Annotated in this window: 16 protein-coding genes and 1 tRNA gene; 9 read left to right on the top strand and 8 right to left on the bottom strand. The window is 71.4% G+C overall.

Features of this window, described 5'->3' with window-relative positions; genetic code table 11:
- The first annotated feature begins 364 nt into the window (after positions 1-364).
- The 3 genes from HC251_RS00535 to HC251_RS00525 all read left to right on the top strand — a co-directional run bounded on the left by HC251_RS00535 (position 365) and on the right by HC251_RS00525 (position 1,943).
- Positions 365-751 carry a hypothetical protein gene (locus HC251_RS00535; protein ID WP_219943380.1) on the top strand — a complete coding sequence of 129 codons (387 nt, stop codon included), beginning with the start codon at positions 365-367 and terminating at the stop codon, positions 749-751.
- 288 nt (positions 752-1,039) lie between these two features.
- Positions 1,040-1,456, top strand: coding sequence for a hypothetical protein (locus tag HC251_RS00530; RefSeq protein WP_219943379.1), 417 nt, complete (start codon positions 1,040-1,042; stop codon positions 1,454-1,456).
- 97 nt (positions 1,457-1,553) lie between these two features.
- A complete protein-coding gene (locus HC251_RS00525) occupies positions 1,554-1,943 on the top strand; it encodes a hypothetical protein (RefSeq protein ID WP_219943378.1) in 390 nt (129 codons plus the stop codon).
- Positions 1,944-1,981: 38 nt separating this feature from the next.
- Here the strand turns inward: HC251_RS00525 and HC251_RS00520 are convergent, their stop codons facing one another.
- On the bottom strand, positions 1,982-2,278 hold the full coding sequence (locus HC251_RS00520; RefSeq protein WP_219943377.1) for a hypothetical protein: 297 nt from the start codon (positions 2,276-2,278) through the stop codon (positions 1,982-1,984).
- Between the two features lie 185 nt (positions 2,279-2,463).
- On the opposite strand from HC251_RS00520, the gene HC251_RS00515 reads away from it, so the two are divergent.
- Positions 2,464-3,180: a hypothetical protein gene (locus HC251_RS00515; protein WP_219943376.1), complete on the top strand. Its 717-nt coding sequence runs from the start codon at positions 2,464-2,466 to the stop codon at positions 3,178-3,180.
- 344 nt (positions 3,181-3,524) lie between these two features.
- Positions 3,525-6,572: a YecA family protein gene (locus HC251_RS00510; protein ID WP_219943375.1), complete on the top strand. Its 3,048-nt coding sequence runs from the start codon at positions 3,525-3,527 to the stop codon at positions 6,570-6,572.
- Between the two features lie 306 nt (positions 6,573-6,878).
- Here the strand turns inward: HC251_RS00510 and HC251_RS00505 are convergent, their stop codons facing one another.
- The 7 genes from HC251_RS00505 to HC251_RS00475 form a co-directional block, all read right to left on the bottom strand.
- Complete coding sequence (locus HC251_RS00505; protein ID WP_219943374.1) at positions 6,879-7,289, bottom strand: flavodoxin-dependent (E)-4-hydroxy-3-methylbut-2-enyl-diphosphate synthase; 411 nt, start codon at positions 7,287-7,289, stop codon at positions 6,879-6,881.
- Positions 7,290-7,492: 203 nt separating this feature from the next.
- A complete protein-coding gene (locus HC251_RS00500; RefSeq protein WP_219943373.1) occupies positions 7,493-7,960 on the bottom strand; it encodes a hypothetical protein in 468 nt (155 codons plus the stop codon).
- Complete coding sequence (locus tag HC251_RS00495) at positions 7,957-8,481, bottom strand: NYN domain-containing protein (RefSeq protein ID WP_219943372.1); 525 nt, start codon at positions 8,479-8,481, stop codon at positions 7,957-7,959. Before HC251_RS00495 ends, HC251_RS00500 begins: the two co-directional genes overlap by 4 nt.
- 631 nt (positions 8,482-9,112) lie before the next feature.
- The gene (locus tag HC251_RS00490) at positions 9,113-10,456 is read right to left on the bottom strand and encodes a site-specific integrase (RefSeq protein ID WP_219943371.1); all 1,344 of its coding nucleotides are present in this window, start codon (positions 10,454-10,456) and stop codon (positions 9,113-9,115) included.
- Positions 10,453-11,016 (bottom strand): hypothetical protein, encoded by a 564-nt coding sequence (locus HC251_RS00485; protein WP_219943370.1) that lies wholly within the window; start codon positions 11,014-11,016, stop codon positions 10,453-10,455. The genes HC251_RS00490 and HC251_RS00485 overlap by 4 nt, the downstream gene beginning before the upstream one ends.
- 182 nt (positions 11,017-11,198) lie before the next feature.
- Positions 11,199-11,282 (bottom strand) — tRNA-Leu (locus HC251_RS00480).
- 17 nt (positions 11,283-11,299) lie between these two features.
- Positions 11,300-12,598, bottom strand: a complete 1,299-nt coding sequence (locus tag HC251_RS00475) for a DUF418 domain-containing protein (RefSeq protein WP_219943369.1) — start codon at positions 12,596-12,598, stop codon at positions 11,300-11,302.
- A gap of 110 nt (positions 12,599-12,708) precedes the next feature.
- Between HC251_RS00475 and HC251_RS00470 the strand changes: the two genes are divergently transcribed.
- The 4 genes from HC251_RS00470 (at position 12,709) to HC251_RS00455 (ending at position 16,847) form a co-directional block, all read left to right on the top strand.
- Positions 12,709-13,365 (top strand): DUF3662 and FHA domain-containing protein, encoded by a 657-nt coding sequence (locus tag HC251_RS00470; RefSeq protein ID WP_219943368.1) that lies wholly within the window; start codon positions 12,709-12,711, stop codon positions 13,363-13,365.
- Positions 13,366-13,452: 87 nt separating this feature from the next.
- Complete coding sequence (locus tag HC251_RS00465) at positions 13,453-13,941, top strand: FHA domain-containing protein (protein ID WP_219943367.1); 489 nt, start codon at positions 13,453-13,455, stop codon at positions 13,939-13,941.
- A 37-nt stretch (positions 13,942-13,978) separates the two neighbouring features.
- On the top strand, positions 13,979-15,505 hold the full coding sequence (locus HC251_RS00460; protein ID WP_219943366.1) for a Stp1/IreP family PP2C-type Ser/Thr phosphatase: 1,527 nt from the start codon (positions 13,979-13,981) through the stop codon (positions 15,503-15,505).
- Positions 15,506-15,527: 22 nt separating this feature from the next.
- Positions 15,528-16,847: an FtsW/RodA/SpoVE family cell cycle protein gene (locus HC251_RS00455; RefSeq protein ID WP_219943365.1), complete on the top strand. Its 1,320-nt coding sequence runs from the start codon at positions 15,528-15,530 to the stop codon at positions 16,845-16,847.
- The last annotated feature ends 8 nt before the right edge of the window (positions 16,848-16,855 follow it).

Here is a 16,855-nt window from a genome sequence, read left to right as displayed (position 1 = left end):
TGCGCGGATGGTCCGGCGACGGCACGGTCCCCGCATGCCCCAGCAACCGACCACCCTTCCGCCGACACCCCCTGGTGCAGTGGAGCTGCGGTCGTTCTGCCGCTCCATGACCTGGGTCGGCGAGACCGCTGCGATGGCGGAACCTGCCGCACGACCGATGTGGGACGGGCCGGTCGTCGGCGGCGCAGGTGAGCCGCGCCCCGCCGGGAAGCACGTCGCAGACCAACGCACCGTGTGGGTCGATGGCTGCCAGGCACAGGTGGTCGCGACGTGGCGCGCCAGCACGAGAGGCGGCGCGATGCGACCTGTCCTGCTGTTGTGGGCCGGCGCAGGCGCGGCTGTCATCCCTCGCGAGGCTCTGAAGGTGGAGGAGCGGCTCTGGATCGTCTGCTCCGACGAGGACGTCGAGTGGGCCGAAGGGCTGCCCGGCGGGGTGCCTGTCGTCCGTACCGCGGCGCTGCATGCGCCCGGCATCCGCCGCGACGCCCTCCGACACCTGAGGGAGGTCCGGGCCGAGCTCGAGCGTCGAGTGGTGTCGGCCCACCCACACGAGGGGTCGGACGGCCTCTTGGTGGTCGACGGCAGCCTCCTCGGCCATCGCCCGACCGCCAGGTGCATCGGGGTGGTGAAGTCCTGCAAGACGAGGTACCTGGGCGATGAACGCCCGTTGGCGGCGCTGCCTCCTGGGTCACGGACGGCGACCCTCCAGCTGCCTCCGCGGACGGCGGACGAGACGCTCCGGTTGACCTGATACCTGCGCCTGCACCAGCCGGCTGGCGACGACTGGACACAGGGACTTGTTCGCGTTGAGGCATGGCGGCCGGACGACCTCGATCGAGGTGTCGCCGCTGCCAACGCCCATCGCCAGCTCCCCAGCTCCGGCGATCCTCGCTGGGACCGGCACCTGTCAGGCATCCGTCTCTGCGAGGAGATCCTCAAGCGCCGTCGCCCTGCGGTCTTCACGCTGTAGGGGTTGGCACAGCTGCGCCTGCGTCCACGGTCCCTCGCGCCGGCCGTCCGGCCGGACGAAAGGAGACCCGTGGACCACCACGAAACGGACCGCCCGTCGGCGGTCATCGCCAGGGCCTACCTCGACGTTGCCGAGGTCCTCGCTGGCCCGGGCGGCGCTGGGTCAGCCCCCCCGTCCTCTGCGCTGCATGCGGAGCTGCTCGACGTGATGCGCATGCTCCGCCCGACCATGGCCCGGTTGGCGACGTCACTCGAGGCGCTCAGCACTGGTGCGCCGACCGAGCCCGCTACCACGGTCGCCATCGAGGCCATCGTCGACGTCAACCTCGCATGGCTGCGCCTCGTCCACCACGCCGAGGCCCTCTTGGCCAGTGGACCCGACCCAGCTGCACGTCGGGTCGCGCTCCTGGCTCAGGCACTCGCCCCAGCCACTCGCATCACGGCCGACCGCGCCTGTCAGGCCCTGGTCCTCGAATCCACCACGTGAACCGAGGCCGCCCCCACACCGGGGGCGGCCTCGCGTCGTATGCGGCCCAAGCCCGACGCCGGACCGTGAGGTTCCCACCCCGAAGAAGGAGCCTCACATGCCGCATCCCCCCACCACCCCCAAGGTCAGCGCTGCGAGCGTTCTCGCCGGACCTCGTGACACGATCGTCATCTCCCTGTGGATCGAGATCGACTCGGTCGTCTTGAGCTCGCTGCCTGAGGACGCAGCGCTGTTGCTCGCCGCACGTGACGCCGGCACGACCACCCTCGCCGTCGCATCGAGCGACGGCTTGATCCTCCTTGAGGTTCCTTCGGCCCTCATCGACGCCGCGCTCGCGAGCCGTCGCGCGACCATCGCCTTTCGCATCGCAGGGTCTCCCCCGCCGGCAAGCTGGTGGGCCCGCATCCACGCCATGCCGGTGACGATCGAGGGCCCCACCCAGGAGGTCGCCGCCGGCATCCGGGCGATCGCAGGATCGGCGACGTGAGGACGGCACGAGGGCCCCGCCGTCGGCGGGGCCCTCGCTCACTCCCGTAGGCCGAGCACGTCGCGGCGGATGCGACCTGCGAGCTTGTCCGCCGGGCGGGTGGGGTGGCGGTAGCGAGCGGGTGACACGCGCTCGATGTGCCCCGACGCGACCAGGCGGGCCACACCGACGAGCACGTCGACGATGGACAGGCCGGTTGCTCGGACGATCTGGTCGGCGGTCCAGATCGCTCCCGGTCTCTCGGCCACGGCGATGGTGATCAACAGGTCTGCACCTGTCGGCTCCACGGCGGCGGCCTCGCCCACATGGGCGCGGTTCGCCTCGATGAGGGACATGGCTCTCCTCGGTTGTCAGGGCGCCGGGCGGCGCCACGACCACCGTTCGGAGCACCCACTGCCGACCCAAACGACGTGTCTGGTCCTGCGACCACTGGCCCTCAACAGACGGACGGACGCCGTGCTGCCAGCACCGGTTGCCCACGGGCGGCGACGCCCCCATGCTGCGGCCAGGATCGTGTCCCATGCCCCGCTCACCATGGAGCGATGGATCGTCCCTACGACCGCACGGCGCGCAGCAGCTCGTCGATCACGTACTCGCGAACCGCCGCCAGTCGGAGCCGTCAGGCAAGCGGGACCACCTCCTGAGCATCATCGGCCTGGGCCAGCATCCGTTCGGCCCCTTCACGCCCGAGGTCCTGGCAGGCCTCGAGCGGCTCATCACCGTCGATGCTGGTGCCCCGCAGAGGATCGAGAAGGCTTGGTCCTGGTCCGCACTGCCGGTGGAGTCGCACGAGCGAACCTGGACTCGCCTCGGTGTTCCGGCTGCCATCACCGGCCAGCTCCCTGACACCGGTGATGCCGTCCTCTCCGCAGTCGTCTGGCGGCTCCCCTCCTCTCGGTTCACCCTCGGAGCTCGATCCGCCCTTGCGGACGCCGTGCGGAGCATCGCCTACGCCCATCTCCTCAGACGCGACCAGTGGAGTGCCAGGACCCACCTGCTGGCAGCTGCCATCGGTGAGCTCTCCTACCCCTGGGACCACCCGCTTCTCCAGATGGTGTGCTCGCAAGGTCCTGTCGGGCTGCACCTGCTCCATGCCGCTGTCGGCCAACCGCGATGCCGCTGTCGTCGCCCCCTACCCGGGCTCTCCGCATCCGCCAGCGACGTCGCCTACGCACTGGTGGCGACCGCCTCGGACTGGGCTGCCGTTCTCGACGTCGCCGAGTCCTGCGTCGCGTGACCGGGCTCCCGGTCTCGGCATCGGCCCGAGGTGTGACCGGTGGACCCTGATCGTCGGCCCGCACGCGAACGCGAGGAAGCCTCCGTCGCAGTGCGGGCCACGTGAGCTCGACGGGTGCTCGTTCCTTCGGGTGGTGCCCTTGGCGCTCTCGGTGCACTTCAACCCGAGAGCGGGCGGCTGGGAGACGAGCCGGAGTGTCGTTGTCGCCGGGCGTGCTGGCGCAGGCTCGCCTGCGAGCCTTCGTTTCTCGACTCGCACGCAGCAGAGATGCCGGGCCGCTTGTCTGCCGAACGGCTTCGAGCACCTGGATTGCACGGTAGGGCGGGCTCAGCACTGTCCGGGCCATGGACACCCCAGCGACCACCACCCCCGCCCGCAACGAGCCGTGCCCCTGCGGCTCGACCAGGAAGTACAAGCACTGCCACTCAGCGAACGACCAGGCCGCCACCGCTGCCCCGGTCCCCGACGGCAGCGGCTCCCCCACGATGGGGGTGCAGAGCCGGGCGATGCGCCGGCTGCAGCGGGCGAAGCTGTCCCGCCGGGTCCGCGCCGGCGAGGGCAACGCCCTCAGCGAGCTCCGAGCGTTCATCTCCGGCGTGGCCTTCGATCGGCTGTTCGTGGTCCGAACCAGCGACACCTCCAAGGCCAACTTCGACGCGATGCGCCAGATGTCGTTGGGCAACCAGGACGACCCGGCGGTGGCCTGGGCCATGGGGCTCGGGATGGACGTCGTCATGCCGTGGGGTGAGGACCTCCGCCGGTCCCTGGGGGTGTTCCGTGTCGAGCGCCGCCACGTGCCCGGGGGCACCGGCACGGCCCTGCTCGGCTATCTCATCCCGAGCCCTGATCGCAGAACCCTGTTCGCGTTCGTGCTCAACTCAGCGGCGACCGCCAACGTCGTGCTCTCGACCGCCGCCGGCGACGAGGATCGCAACGCGTTCACCGAGCTGCTCTGCACGCTTCTCCAGCACGGGCGACCCCGCGAGCTCCACACCCCGCTCCTGACCCGCCTGATCCGCGACTCCCGGTGGGCGGGTCAGGTGGGCACGAGCCTTCGCTCCGCCGGCACCACCCTCATCGTCAACAACACCACCCAGAACTTGTTGGACAAGACCGACCAGTTCCTCTTCGACGTGCTGTGCGGCGTCGCGGCCAAGGACCGACGCGACATCATCGAGCGCCTCGGCGGCATCGAGGGGACCATCCGATCCGCCGGCAAGTGGTATGGCGGCGAGAACCTTCTGCCGTTCACCTGGCGGCACCGGAGCGAGTACCGCACCGACCCTCTGACGGGCGAGTCGCAGCGACATGTGCTCGACAAGCAGGAGGTCGAGCCGACGCCCCACGGTGCCCGGGTCCTTCGGCTCCTGGTCGACCTCGCCAAGGACCGGTCCAACCACATGGTGGACATCGCTGTGGGCCTCGGGCACGCCGGCATCACGAGTCGGGCGCCCAAGCACGCCTCCAACCCCCCCACCCTCGACAGGCTCAAGGACCCGGCGTCTGCGGCAACGTCGCTGTTGCAGATCGAGTGGATCAACGCCTGGCGCTACGGCACCTACGAGATCGTCACCGTCGTCCACGACGATGCCCTGGCGGCGCTGCCCTCGACCGCCATCACCGTGGTCGGCGCCGATGGTCGTACCTACCTCGAGTCCGAGGCCACCATGCCGGCGCCCTCCGGCGGCTGGGGGATCGACGACGGCGAGTGGGACGAGATCATCCAGCTCCGACTGGCCACCACGCCGCAACGTCGCGGCCGTCGCAACTCCGGACCGGACCTGCGCGTCCTCAGCAGCGTCGTCCAGTACATCGAGGACGACCGCCAGTGGCGTCTCGCGACGTTCTCCAGCGGCAACTACTACGACGTCTTGTCCCGACCCGCAGACTGCGCGATACAAGGGCATGAGCACGTGGCGTGGAAGACCACCGCTCCGGTCAACACCTGCCACGCCCGACTGTCCGGAGAGCCAACGCACTCCGCCCTCGCCGACGCGCTCGAGGCCGCCATCGCCGGCGTCGAAAGCGGGATCGCCCCGCTGCACCTGGCCCCGGCCGGCCCCCGAGAGGTCAACCCGGAGCAACTCGCGGCGGCAACCGAGGCACTCGAGGACGCCGAGAACACCCTCATGGTCAAGGAGACGTTCCGCGACGGCAACACCATCGCCAAGCTCCGGGACGCCTTCGACGCAGACGTGGAGGTCGCCCGGACGAGAGTCGCGGAGGCCCGCATGCGGCTCGAGTCCCTCAGCGGCACCGAGGTCCCAGCCAGCCGGGCAGCAGGCGACACAGGCGAGTTCGACTCGATCGACATCGAGATGCTGATCGCAGCCCTGCGGCGAGGCCCCGCCAAGCTTCCGCCCATCTTCAACGCCATCGCCGGCGAGATCTTCGCCGACACGCTACGGATGGTCAGCCTCGACCGAGGCGCCCGATGGAAGCTCGTCGGCGAGGTGCGCCTCGCCCTCGAGGACGGAACCGCAGTCGCCATCCCCATCGAGACCTCACCGATCCCCGCCATCGCCGCCAAGCACCGCGAGACCCCCGGCCAGGCGTGGCATCCAGCGAGCAACGAGCAGGTGGACACAGACACCCTCGCCCAGCTGTTCTTCCTCGACGGCCACTCCATCCCGGCCATCGGCCGCATACGCGGCACCGACAGCACCGGTCGCACCTCGAGCTGGCTGTTCAAGGAGCTGTGCTCGTGGCTCGGGTCACGCGGTGTACCTCGCCCGCTCGCCACGGTGATCCTCGACATCCCCATCGCCGCCACGCGCCGAGAGCTCTACGAGGCGCTGGTCACCGGCTCCACCACCCCCTTCGGTGCCCACCTCAAGGCCACGTACACGAGCCCGGACACCGTCGCGGGGACCATCTGGGCCCACGGCGACTGGCAACGAGCCCGTGACCTCCACGACGTCCTCGTCGCCGCCGGCCTCGCCGACGAGACGCTGAGCGCCTGTGACGCCGCCGACCGCGCCCAGCTCCCCTACACCGCAGCGGTGAAGCTGACCCACGAAGGGCGACCCAGCCGAGCCGACGCCACCCGGGGCCAGCGACGGCCGCCCCTGTTCACCAAGAACTTCCAGCGGCTCACCAAGCTCGCGATCGCCGACCGGCACTTCAGCCTCCGGACCTGCCCCCACTGCCGCCGCAACGCCGCCGGCCCAGCCCTCGTCCCTGTCCTCTGCCCTGAGGTGCCCTCCGGGCTTCTGTGCCCCGTCTGTCGCCGAGACCCCGCCAACAGCACGGTCGTCTTCCCCCCCGAGTACCTCCGCCGGTGGGCGAGCGCCGGGCGCCGCCAGATGCTCGCCACCTCCAACGGGGACGTGTGCGTCGGCAGCCTGCTCCGATCCGGAGAACCGACCGACGGGACCGTCGACCCGAGCTAGGGGTTGCGCGCTCGGCACGGCCGCCAACGGCGTCCGCAATGGACCCTGTCGACGCCATCACCCGCATCACACGTCTCCCGACCGTTCGCGACCGCGTTCGTGCCCTCGAGGAGCTCGATCCCGACACCTGGGACGAGGTGGTCGCGCTGCGGGACCGAGGTCCGGTCCCGTCGCACCGCATCACGGCGACGCTGGTCGGCCCGGCGCACGGGTCAGATGGTGCCAGCAGTAGTCAGGACACCGGTCTGGGGCTGTGGTGACCGTCCGCTCCGGCCAACCCCTGCCGACGACCGCCTCACGGCGAGCTCACCGTCGGGGCTTGTAGGTCCAGCTGTACTCGGTGCGTTCCCAGCGAGCCCACGGGTACTCGCTGACGTCTCGGCGCCGCCCCTCGACCCGCGCCTTGCGGCGATCGGCGACGGCTGCGGGGTCCTCGCCGCGCTCGACCCGCTTCGCCATCCGTGCGAGCTCACCGGGGCCGACCGCCAGGGACATCGCGACCCGGGCCATCTCGTCGGCCCGCAGGTCTTCGTCGCCCCGCTCCCATCTCCCATAGCCCGTCAGGTTCGCGGTCGCTTCGCCCAGGTCAGCCTGCGTCGGCTTCGGGTCCACGGCGCGCCCGCACGTGGGGCAGGAGCCGGCTGCGTTCTGGCGGAGTGCCTTCACCAGGTTCCGTGCCGCCCGGGTGTTGTGCCACAGCGTGCTCTTCAGCCTCACTTCGCGTCCTCTCCGTCCGGCGAACCATGAACCTGTCGGCGAACAACGCCTCGGTGATGAGGCAAGACCCCGTTCCCGCCCATCCGTTCGCCCGTTGCGTCGGGGACATGTACGGGTCGGTCGTCGCGTGGTGGCGCGGGGCTACGAGTCAGGTCTTCGCCACTACCGTGGTCCGCTGGCAGCGGCGGTGCCGGACGGGCCGCTCAGGCCGCCTGGTCGCGGGGCCAGTCGATGCCGTAGTAGGCGGCGATGTAGGCGAGACCGATGCGGGTGACCTGCTGGTAGAGGCGCTCGGCCTCGTCGGTGTCGGCGAAGGTGGCGCCGCGGTCGCGGGCATCGGCGCAGCAGTCCTCGTCGGCCAGCATGGCGATGCCGCTGGCCAGGTGGTGGGGGTCTGGGGCGACGGAGATGAACCCGGCGCTGGTGAGGAAGGCCGTGAGGTTGGCCGCCACTTGGATGTCGTCGGCGTCGTCGAGATCGAAGCCGGCCCAGGTGAGCACGGCGTCGTGCATGAGCGGATCGACCTCGTAGAGGAACGGCGTGGCGATGAGGGCCATCATCGTGGCCTCGATCCACTCGGCCCGGTCGGTGCGGTCGGTGCTGCGAAGCACGGTGAGGCGCCGCTCGAGGTCGAGCAGGGCAGCGGTCTCGGCGGTGGGGACGGGGTTCATGCCGCCGCCCGGGGGTCGTAGCCGAAGGCGGGCAGCTCGGCGTGGAGGTCGAGGACGTTCTCGGCGCCGGCGGCCCGGATCAGCTCGTGGGCGGTGGTGCCCTCGGGGGCGACGACCACGACGTCGACGCCCATGGCCCGGAGGTCGCGGACGATGCAGGCGAAGTCGCCGTCGGCGGTCACGAGAACGACGGTGGAGAAGTGGTGGGCGCGGCGGAGGGCGGCCGAGCCGATCTCCATGTCCATGTCGGCCTTGCGGGCGCCGCCGGGCAGGTGCTTGACGGCCTTCGTGACGACCTCGATGCCGGCCGCCCGCAGGTGGGCGAAGAACCCGGCCGTACCGGGGTAGGCGCCCTGGAACCAGGTGATGGTGGGGCGGCCGAACTGCTGGCACCACGCGGCGAAGGCGTAGCCGTCGATGCGGGGGTAGGCGGCGCTCTGGAGGTGGCCGCGGAGGTTCGCTCCGTCGACCAGGACCAGGGCTCGACCTCGGTTGGTGAGGGGGATGATCTTCATGTCCATGTTCCCTTTCCTTTGGTGATTCCAAGGGTGTTCGCCGGGTTGACGTGAGGCATTTGACCCTAAACTGATGATGCCGTCAAGGGGTAAATACGAAGAATCATCGGCCCCGTCGATCAGGGCTGTGACCTGGTGTTATGCCGATCTCTTTGGCTCAAAAGAGCGGTCCTAAGTGGTCGGGTCACATTCTCTTTTCCTGGGCTCTTTTGTGTTGATGACCCCAGACAAAAGCGCGTCCGCTTTTGCATCCTTCTTCTTGACCCAAGAGACGCGTCTCTTCACCGCGCTTGGATCAGAGCGCTTTTGGACAAAAGCGCTCGAGCGCGCCGGAGCGGCTGGAGCTGCACACGTCGAGTCCCGTGCTGGTGCCCGCAAGGCGAGGTTCAACCGCGCGCACGCCAGCAGCCGCCGCGGGGCAGTTCGGGCACACTGGCTGGTGCAACACCGCGGCCAGGCGACCACGGGCCGAGGAGCTGCGTGATCTCGGAAGTCCGCCGCGGAATCCGCTTCCTGGCGCATCGATCGCTGGTGCCAGCAGCCAACCGCTGGCTACTTCGGCACCTGCAGTCACGACCAACGTCCCGGCAGCCAGGTCCCCATTCGTCGTCACCGTGTCGCTGCGGCTTTCCGCCGGCTACAGGTCGTAGCCGAGCCGGCGCCGCGTCGCGGCCCGGCGGTCCTCGATGCCATGGACGAGGGGGTGGTCGAACTCCAACAGGTCCGACATCGCACGAGCGAGCTCCTCGAGGGTGCAGGCGCCGTAGAGCTCGGTCACGTCGCCGTCGGCGTGGCGCAGGTATCGCTTGGAGTACTGGGGCCCGTACTGGGACTTGAGCACCATCGACATCGAGTGGCGGATGTGGTGGTAGCCGACCTGTTCCTCGTTGGCCCACGCCAGCGTCCTCTGCCAACGCTTGTGGAGCGTGTCGAACCGGCGCGAGCGAACCGGTCGGACTCCGTCGCGTGTGCGGTAGTAGAACACCGGCGCGTCGGGCAGGTAGTCGGGCGAGGAGGGGTCACAGACCGATCCTCGGCGGGAGATGCTGTGGTCCCGGAGGCGGGTGATCAGCTCGGCCGAGACCGGGGCGCCCTGGGGTCGGCCGTACTTGTCCTTCAGCTCGATGATCTGGCGGGCGTCGTGGAGCTGTCCGCAGGTCAACCCGTAGGCGCCCAGGCGCCGGGCGCCCGTGGCGATCCCGTAGTCCAACAGGAGGGAGTCCAAGGAAGGGTCGTCGCCGCCGACGGCGGTCTCGTGGGCGAGCTCGAGGAGCTCGAAGTCCTGGAGCGGCCGCCGTTCATTGCCGGGTCGGCGGGGCTTGGCGACGTCGTGTCCGTCGTAGCCGTCGGTCCACCTGAGCGCCGACCTGAACAGGGCCCGGCACGCGGAGACGGCGGTCTCCTGGGCACCTGTGCCCTCGGCAGCCTTCTGCGCGAGGCCCTTTCCGGCGCGGACCCGGTTCTCGACGATCCCCTCCTTGGCTGCGTGACGCTTGGCGATGGAGGCGAGGGCTTCGATGGCCGACCGGTCGTAGACCGAGGGACCGACGCGCATCTGAGCCCGGGGGGCGAGCGAGATGCGGCTGTCGAGGCACGGGCGACAGGTGCAGCGGCAGGTGAAGTCCGCCCGGCGAGCCACGCATGCGCCGCAAGGGTCGTGGCAAGCGCAGCTGGGGTCCCCGGCGCCGTCGTCGCAGACGTCGCACTCCGTGGGGCAGCTGCACGCAGGCCCCGACCAGCGCTGCAGGCAGGGCTCGCACTGCTGATCGCAGAACGGGCCGGTCCCATCGCGCAGACGCCACAGGTGCGTCCGGTAGGTCCGTCGGCTGTTGCGGGTCATGGAACGGAGGTGGTCGTCGATGTGGTCCGCCACCAGTGGGGCATCGGTCGTCGCTGGGGTGGCGAGGCGGGCGATGAACTCCTCGGGCGAGAGGCCGAACTGCGCCGCGGTCTTGACGACCTCAGGGTCGGTGGGGTTCACGGCTGGTCCTTGGGGTCACGGGAGGTCTCGGAGGTGAGCGAGTGGCGCACGACCCCGGGGGCGCCCGCGAGACAGACGCCCGGGTCGACGACGATCAGCGCGCCGGAGGACGGGGCTGCAGCAACGAGCAGGTGCCGGTCGGTCCCGCGGACCAGGTGCTCGATGTGGGCGGGCTTGAGGGTGATGCGTTCGACGCCGGCGCTGGATCGGACGTAGGAGGCCTCCGAGGAGTAGCGGGGGCTCTTCACCCCGATGCCCGAGCCGAGCTGACGGAGCACGGCCCAGCCGTCGACGATGACCACGTCGAGGACCCCGGGCTCCCAGCCGAGCACCTCCCCGAGGCGCGGGTCGCTGTTGAGCTTGAGGCGACCTGAGGGGTCGACGGTGCGGGTCTGCGCACCCAGCGGGAACGCCGTCGGTGCCGGGGCAGTGGGGTGGGCGAGACGCAGCGGCGCCCGGGCCGGGCCGGCCGGCGAGAAGGCACCGCTGCCGATCTTGCCGAGCCGGCGCCGGACCTCGTTGGTCTGATGGCGTTGGTGGAGGGTTCCGGTTGGGGACATGGCCGGGACCGTCTGATCGACCGACCGGGCGGCAATCCCCGCGCCCGGTCCGTCGGCTGTGGCGCCACCACCCCCGGCGCGGTCCTTGACACCCGGCCGCGGGTCGGCACGATGTCCCAGCGCAGAAGGTCCCGGCGCTTCGGCGCCGAGACCCTCTCGATGGACTGAAGTCCGGGTGGGAGTGGGCGAGGGGGGACTTGAACCCCCACGTCCTTTCGGACACTGGAACCTGAATCCAGCGCGTCTGCCAATTCCGCCACTCGCCCGAGTGGAGCGGCCGACGTTAGCCCCGGCGGCGCAGACCCGGCCAGCGGAGATAGGCCGCGGCGCGGGTCACGGCCTCGAGCGGGCCAATGGCGAAGACCCGGAACCACAGGACCGCGAGGGCGACCTGGACCACCCACAGCCCGACCGCCATGGCCACGGCCACGCCGATGCCGACGTTCTCGCCCACGCCCACGCCGTAGCCGTTGAACACGAGCGACGCCACGAGCGACTGGGTCAGGTAGATGGTCAGCGACATCCGTCCGGCGGGGGCGATGGCGCCGAGCACGCGGCCGCCGAGCGGCGTGCGGGAGCTCAGCACGATCACCCCGGCCCACCCGAGGGCGACGGCGGGGCCGAGGAGCGAGTAGCCGATCCAGTGCAGGGCGGCCTCGCCGGGGTCGTCGGTGCCCAGGGCGATCCGCCCGCCCAGCCAGGCCGTCGGGACCGACAGCGCCAGCCCGATCGCCCAGGCCGGCACCATGGCGGCGCGCAGCCACCGGGGCCAGCGGCGGGGGTCGACCCACCCCACTCGGGCCGCGGCCATGCCCAGCAGCATCATCCCGGCCACCGTCCCGCCCACGGTGAAGAACCCCAGCAGCTCGTCGACCACCAGATCGTCGGCCCGCTCGCGGGCGACGTCGAGGAACGAGCCCCGGGCGTAGACGACGGCCTCGGAGACCAGGTGGGCCTGCTCGTCGGCCCGGACCTCGGCGATGCTCCCGGCGCTCTCGGCCTCGAGGGCCACGGCCGCGGACAGCGACACCAGTCCGGTCGTGAAGAGCGACTGGAGCAGCACGAGCGTCGCCCCGATGCCGGCCAACCACCCGGGCGGCACCCGCCGGACCAGCAGCAGCGGCACGCCGATCACGGCGTAGGCCACGAGGATGTCGCCGTCGAAGAGGAAGGTGGCGTGCAGCACGCCGAGCACGAGCAGCACGGCGCACCGGCGCAGCCAGGGCCCGGTGACCGACCGGCCCCGGGCCCGGCTGCGGGCGTCCTGAACGGCGAACCCCCAGCCGAAGAGGAACGAGAACAGCGGGTAGAAGCGGCCCTCGGCCAGGGCCGCCAGCACGACGGTCAGCGGCGACACCTCGCCGGCGACCTCGCCCCCGGCGGCGGACAGGCTCACGAAGGCACCCCGGCGGTAGGCGGCCACGTTGACGAGCACGATCCCCAGCAGGGCCACGGCGCGGAGGGCATCGACGGTGACCCGCCGCTCGCCCTCGGCCACCGGCTCGGCGGCGGTGCGCCCGACCGCCGCCGCCGGCGCGGGCGGCGGGGGCGGCGCCTCCGGGGCGCTCCAGACGGGTTGCACGGACCCATCTTCCACCGCCCGACCAGCCCCGGTCCGCTGCGGCGGACGGTGGCGCCTCCCACCCCGGTGCTTCCTCGGCGGGTGGGCCTCCCCGGTATCTTTGGCGACCGATGAGCTTGAAGGGGTTCGAACGTCGGCTGGAGCAAGCCGTCGAGGGCACCTTCTCGCGCGTGTTCCGCTCGGGTCTGCGACCGGTGGAGATCGGCCGCCGCCTGATCCGGGAGATGGACACCGGACGGTCGATCGACGTGCGGGGCCGCACCGTCGTGCCCAACTCGTTCATCGTGTACCTGAGCGTCGAGGACCACGCCGCCTTCGCCGAGATCGCCGACAGCCTGCAGCGCGAGCTGGCCGACGCCGCCCGCGAGCACGCCCGGGAGGAGGCCTACTCCTTCCTCGGCCCCGTCGAGGTCAGCTTCGAGCCCAGCGACCTGCGGGCGGGGACCTGCCAGGTCAACGGTCGCCTGCGCGAGGGCAAGGGCGGGGCCGGGGCCGGGTCGCTGGTCCTGCCCACCGGCGACCGCATCCCGCTGGGCGAGAGCGTGATCACCATCGGCCGGCGGGCCGAGTCGACCATCGTCTTGTCGGACCCCAACGTGAGCCGCAACCACGCCGAGATCCGCCCGGCGGGGTCGGGGTGGGTGCTGGTCGACCTCGGGTCCACCAACGGGTCGCGCGTCGACGGCATCCGGGTGTCGATCCAGCCCCTCGAGGACGGCAACGAGATCAGCTTCGGCAACACCCGGATCTGGTTCGAGGCCAGCTGAGGGTCGGCGCTCGGCCCGGTCCCGGGGAGTGCCCACCCCTGCGCGGGACCGTCCCGCTGAGGGGGGACCGGTAACCTCCCCGACGTCATGTCCGACGAGCTTCTCACCATCCTCAAGTTCGTCTTGTTGGCCCTGCTCTACCTGTTCTTCTTCCGGGTGCTGCGGGCCGTGTGGGTCGAGCTCAACCCGCCCCGCGCCCTGGAGCGGGCACCGGCGGCGGGGGGCGGCTACGCGCCGCCCGTGGCGGCGGCCCCGCCGAACCTGTCCAAGCGCCAGGCGAGGAAGATCCCCACCCAGCTCACCGTGCTCGAACCGGCCGACCAGCGGGGCCGGGTCTTCCCCCTGGCCGCGGAGATGACGCTGGGCCGTGCCGGCGGGTGCCAGGTCGCCATCCCCGAGGACACCTTCGCCTCCCAGATCCACGCCCGGATCTTCAGCCGCGACGGCCAGACCTGGGTCGAGGACCTGGGCTCGACCAACGGCACCTTCGTCAACCGGTCCCGGGTCACCGCTGCGGTCGCGGTGCAGCGCGGCGACCAGGTGCAGATCGGCAACACCGTCCTGGAGCTCGGGTGACGCCCGGCCTCCGCCCCATCCAGCCCCAGGAGCCTCGATGACCACGTTCCGCGTCGGGTCGGCCAGCGACGTCGGCCAGGTCCGGTCCAACAACCAGGACTCCAAGCTGGTGTCCGACGGCGTCGGCGTCTACGCCGTCGCCGACGGGATGGGCGGCCACCAGGGCGGCGAGGTGGCCTCGGCCATCGCCGTCGAGACCCTCGAGGCCATCATCACCGACCCCACCACGCCGTCGGTGGTCGAGGCGGTGAAGGAGGCCAACCGGCGCATCTTCTCCCGCGCCGCCGACTCGGCCGAGCTGCGGGGCATGGGCACGACGCTGGTGGCCATCGCCCTGGTCAACCAGGGCACCGACGACGAGGAGGTCGCCTGGGTCAACGTGGGCGACTCCCGGGTCTACCTCCTGCGCGACGAGGAGCTCCACCAGCTCAGCCGCGACCACAGCCTGGTCGAGGACCTGCGCCGGGGGGGCCAGCTCAGCGACGAGGAGGCTGCGGTCCACCCGCAGCGCAACATCCTCACCCGCGCCCTGGGCATCGACCAGGACGTCGAGGTCGACACCGGGGCGGTGGTGCCGCTCAAGGGCGACCGCTTCCTGCTCTGCAGCGACGGCCTGTTCAACGAGGTCGACCGGGCCACCCTCATCGCGGTCCTGTCCGAGGGCGACGACCCCGACGCCATCGCCACCGAGCTGGTCCGGCTGGCCAACGCCGGCGGCGGCCGCGACAACATCACCTGCGTCGTGGCCGACGTCGTCGACGACGGCGGCCGGGCCGAGCGGGCCGCCGCCGCGGTGGCCGTCGCCGGTGAGACCGGCACGGTCCCCGACGACGCCGACCTGGCGCCGACGCGCGAGATGCCGGCCGTCGCCGCCGACGAGGACGTCACCGAGGTCGCCGAGGCCCCGTCCACGGCCGCACCACCGCCCGGGGCCCCGCCGACCGATCCCGGGCTGGGCCCGCCCCCACCCCCACCCCCTCCCCCGCCACCTGCGCCCGAGGCCCCCGCCGCCCCGCCGGCGGAGGGGACCTTCCCGACCCCGCCCGACCCCGGGTTCCCGGGTGGCGAGGAGGACGACGACGATCGGCCCTCCGACGCCGACCTCCCCTTCGGCCGCTCCACCACCGACCTCTACGACGACCTCGACCACGCCGGCGGGCGCCACAAGGTCGTCACCGCCCTCGTCGCGCTCATCGTCCTCGCCGGCATCGCGGGCGCGGCCTACCTCGGCCTCTCCTGGTACGCCAACCGCACCGTCTTCCTCGGCACCGACGGCGACGAGGTCGTCGTCTACCGCGGCACGCCCGGCGGCTTCTTGATCTTCGACCCGTCGATCGAGGAGCGGACCGACCTGACCCTCGACGACCTCGAGGACGAGGTCGTCGACGACGTGCGGGCCGAGCGGGAGTTCGACTCGGTCGACGACGCCCTCTCGCGGGTCAACAGCGGCCAGGTCCGGGAGGAGCCGGAGGAGGAGCCGACCACCACGACCACCGAGGCCGACTCCTCGACCACCGGCTCGGAGATCCCCAACTCCGGACCCACCACCACGACGGCGCCGTGAGCGTCGGCGGAGGACCGACCCGGTGATCGAGCGGCTGCGGCGCAACGCCGAGCTCACCCTCCTTCTCATGGGGGTCGCCGTCTTCGGCGGCGCCTACGCCCTCGCCAGCCTGGGCCGCACCGCCTCGGTCCCGGCGAACGTCGGGCCCTTCCTCGCCGTCGTCGTCGCCCTCTTCGTCGTCGCCCACATCGCCGTGCGCCGCCTCGCCCCCGGGGCCGACGGCACCCTGCTCCCCCTGGCCGGGCTGCTCAACGGGATCGGCTACGTCTTCATCGCCCGGCTCGACCAGGACCTGGCGTCCCGCCAGGCGCTGTGGACGGCGGTCGGCATCCTCGCCTTCGTCGCCACCCTGTTCTTCGTCAAGCGCCCCCGCGACCTCGAGCGCTACCGCTACAGCGCCCTCCTCGCCGCCATCGTGCTGATCATGATCCCGCTGCTGCCCATCCTCGGGCTGCAGGTCAAGGGAGCACGCATCTGGATCCAGCTGGGCCCGCTGACCTTCCAGCCCGGCGAGGTGGCCAAGCTGTGCCTGGCCATCTTCTTCGCCGGGTACCTGGTCGAGAAGCGCGAGCTGCTCGCCCTGGCCTCGTGGCCCAAGAGCCGACCCATCCTGCCCGACCCCAAGCACCTGGGACCGGTGCTGGTGGCCTGGGGCATCGCCCTGGTCGTCATCATGGCCGAGCGCGACCTCGGCACCGCCCTGCTCTTCTTCAGCCTCTTCATGGTGATGCTGTGGGTGTCGACCGGCCGGGCCCGCTACCTGCTCGTCGGCTTCGGGCTCTTCGGGCTGGGCGCCTTCGTGTCGTGGCTCCTCTTCGCCCACGTCCAGCTGCGCGTGACGAACTGGTTCGACCCCTACTCCGACGCCGACGGCGGCGGCTTCCAGATCCTGCAGGGCTGGTACGCCATGGCCGACGGCGGCATCGCCGGCCGGGGCCTCGGCCTGGGTCTCGGCAACCGGGTCCCGGAGGCCGAGAACGACTTCATCTTCGCCATCATCGGCGAGGAGCTGGGCCTGCTCGGCACCACCGCCATCCTCGTCGCCTTCCTGCTCCTCGTCGGCTCCGGCCTGCGGGTCGCCATCAGCCAGACCGGCTCGTTCGAGAAGCTGCTCGCCACCGGCCTGACCGCCCTCATGGGCATCCAGGCGTTCATCATCCTGGGCGGCGTCACCCGGGTCCTGCCCCTCACCGGCGTGGTGCTCCCGTTCGTCTCCTTCGGCGGCTCGGCCCTGTTGGCCAACTACGTCCTGCTCGCCCTGCTCGTGCGGCTGTCCGACGACGCCAACGTGCGGGCCCAACGCCGGGCCCGCCGCTCGGCCATCCCCGTGGGCGCGCCGTGACGCGGGCC

It is taken from the genome of Iamia sp. SCSIO 61187, from assembly GCF_019443745.1.
Taxonomy (GTDB): domain Bacteria; phylum Actinomycetota; class Acidimicrobiia; order Acidimicrobiales; family Iamiaceae; genus Iamia.
This window is presented reverse-complemented; position numbering and strand designations above follow the sequence as displayed.

Bases quoted from the DNA above. Each gene is read 5' to 3' on its own strand.
- HC251_RS00515 (WP_219943376.1), top strand. From the start codon at position 2,464: ATGCCCCGCTCACCATGGAGCGATGGATCGTCCCTACGACCGCACGGC.
- HC251_RS00510 (WP_219943375.1), top strand. From the start codon at position 3,525: ATGGACACCCCAGCGACCACCACCCCCGCCCGCAACGAGCCGTGCCCC.
- HC251_RS00525 (WP_219943378.1), top strand. From the start codon at position 1,554: ATGCCGCATCCCCCCACCACCCCCAAGGTCAGCGCTGCGAGCGTTCTC.
- HC251_RS00485 (WP_219943370.1), bottom strand. From the start codon at position 11,016: ATGTCCCCAACCGGAACCCTCCACCAACGCCATCAGACCAACGAGGTC.
- HC251_RS00520 (WP_219943377.1), bottom strand. From the start codon at position 2,278: ATGTCCCTCATCGAGGCGAACCGCGCCCATGTGGGCGAGGCCGCCGCC.
- HC251_RS00460 (WP_219943366.1), top strand. From the start codon at position 13,979: ATGACCACGTTCCGCGTCGGGTCGGCCAGCGACGTCGGCCAGGTCCGG.
- HC251_RS00470 (WP_219943368.1), top strand. From the start codon at position 12,709: ATGAGCTTGAAGGGGTTCGAACGTCGGCTGGAGCAAGCCGTCGAGGGC.
- HC251_RS00495 (WP_219943372.1), bottom strand. From the start codon at position 8,481: ATGGACATGAAGATCATCCCCCTCACCAACCGAGGTCGAGCCCTGGTC.
- HC251_RS00500 (WP_219943373.1), bottom strand. From the start codon at position 7,960: ATGAACCCCGTCCCCACCGCCGAGACCGCTGCCCTGCTCGACCTCGAG.
- HC251_RS00465 (WP_219943367.1), top strand. From the start codon at position 13,453: ATGTCCGACGAGCTTCTCACCATCCTCAAGTTCGTCTTGTTGGCCCTG.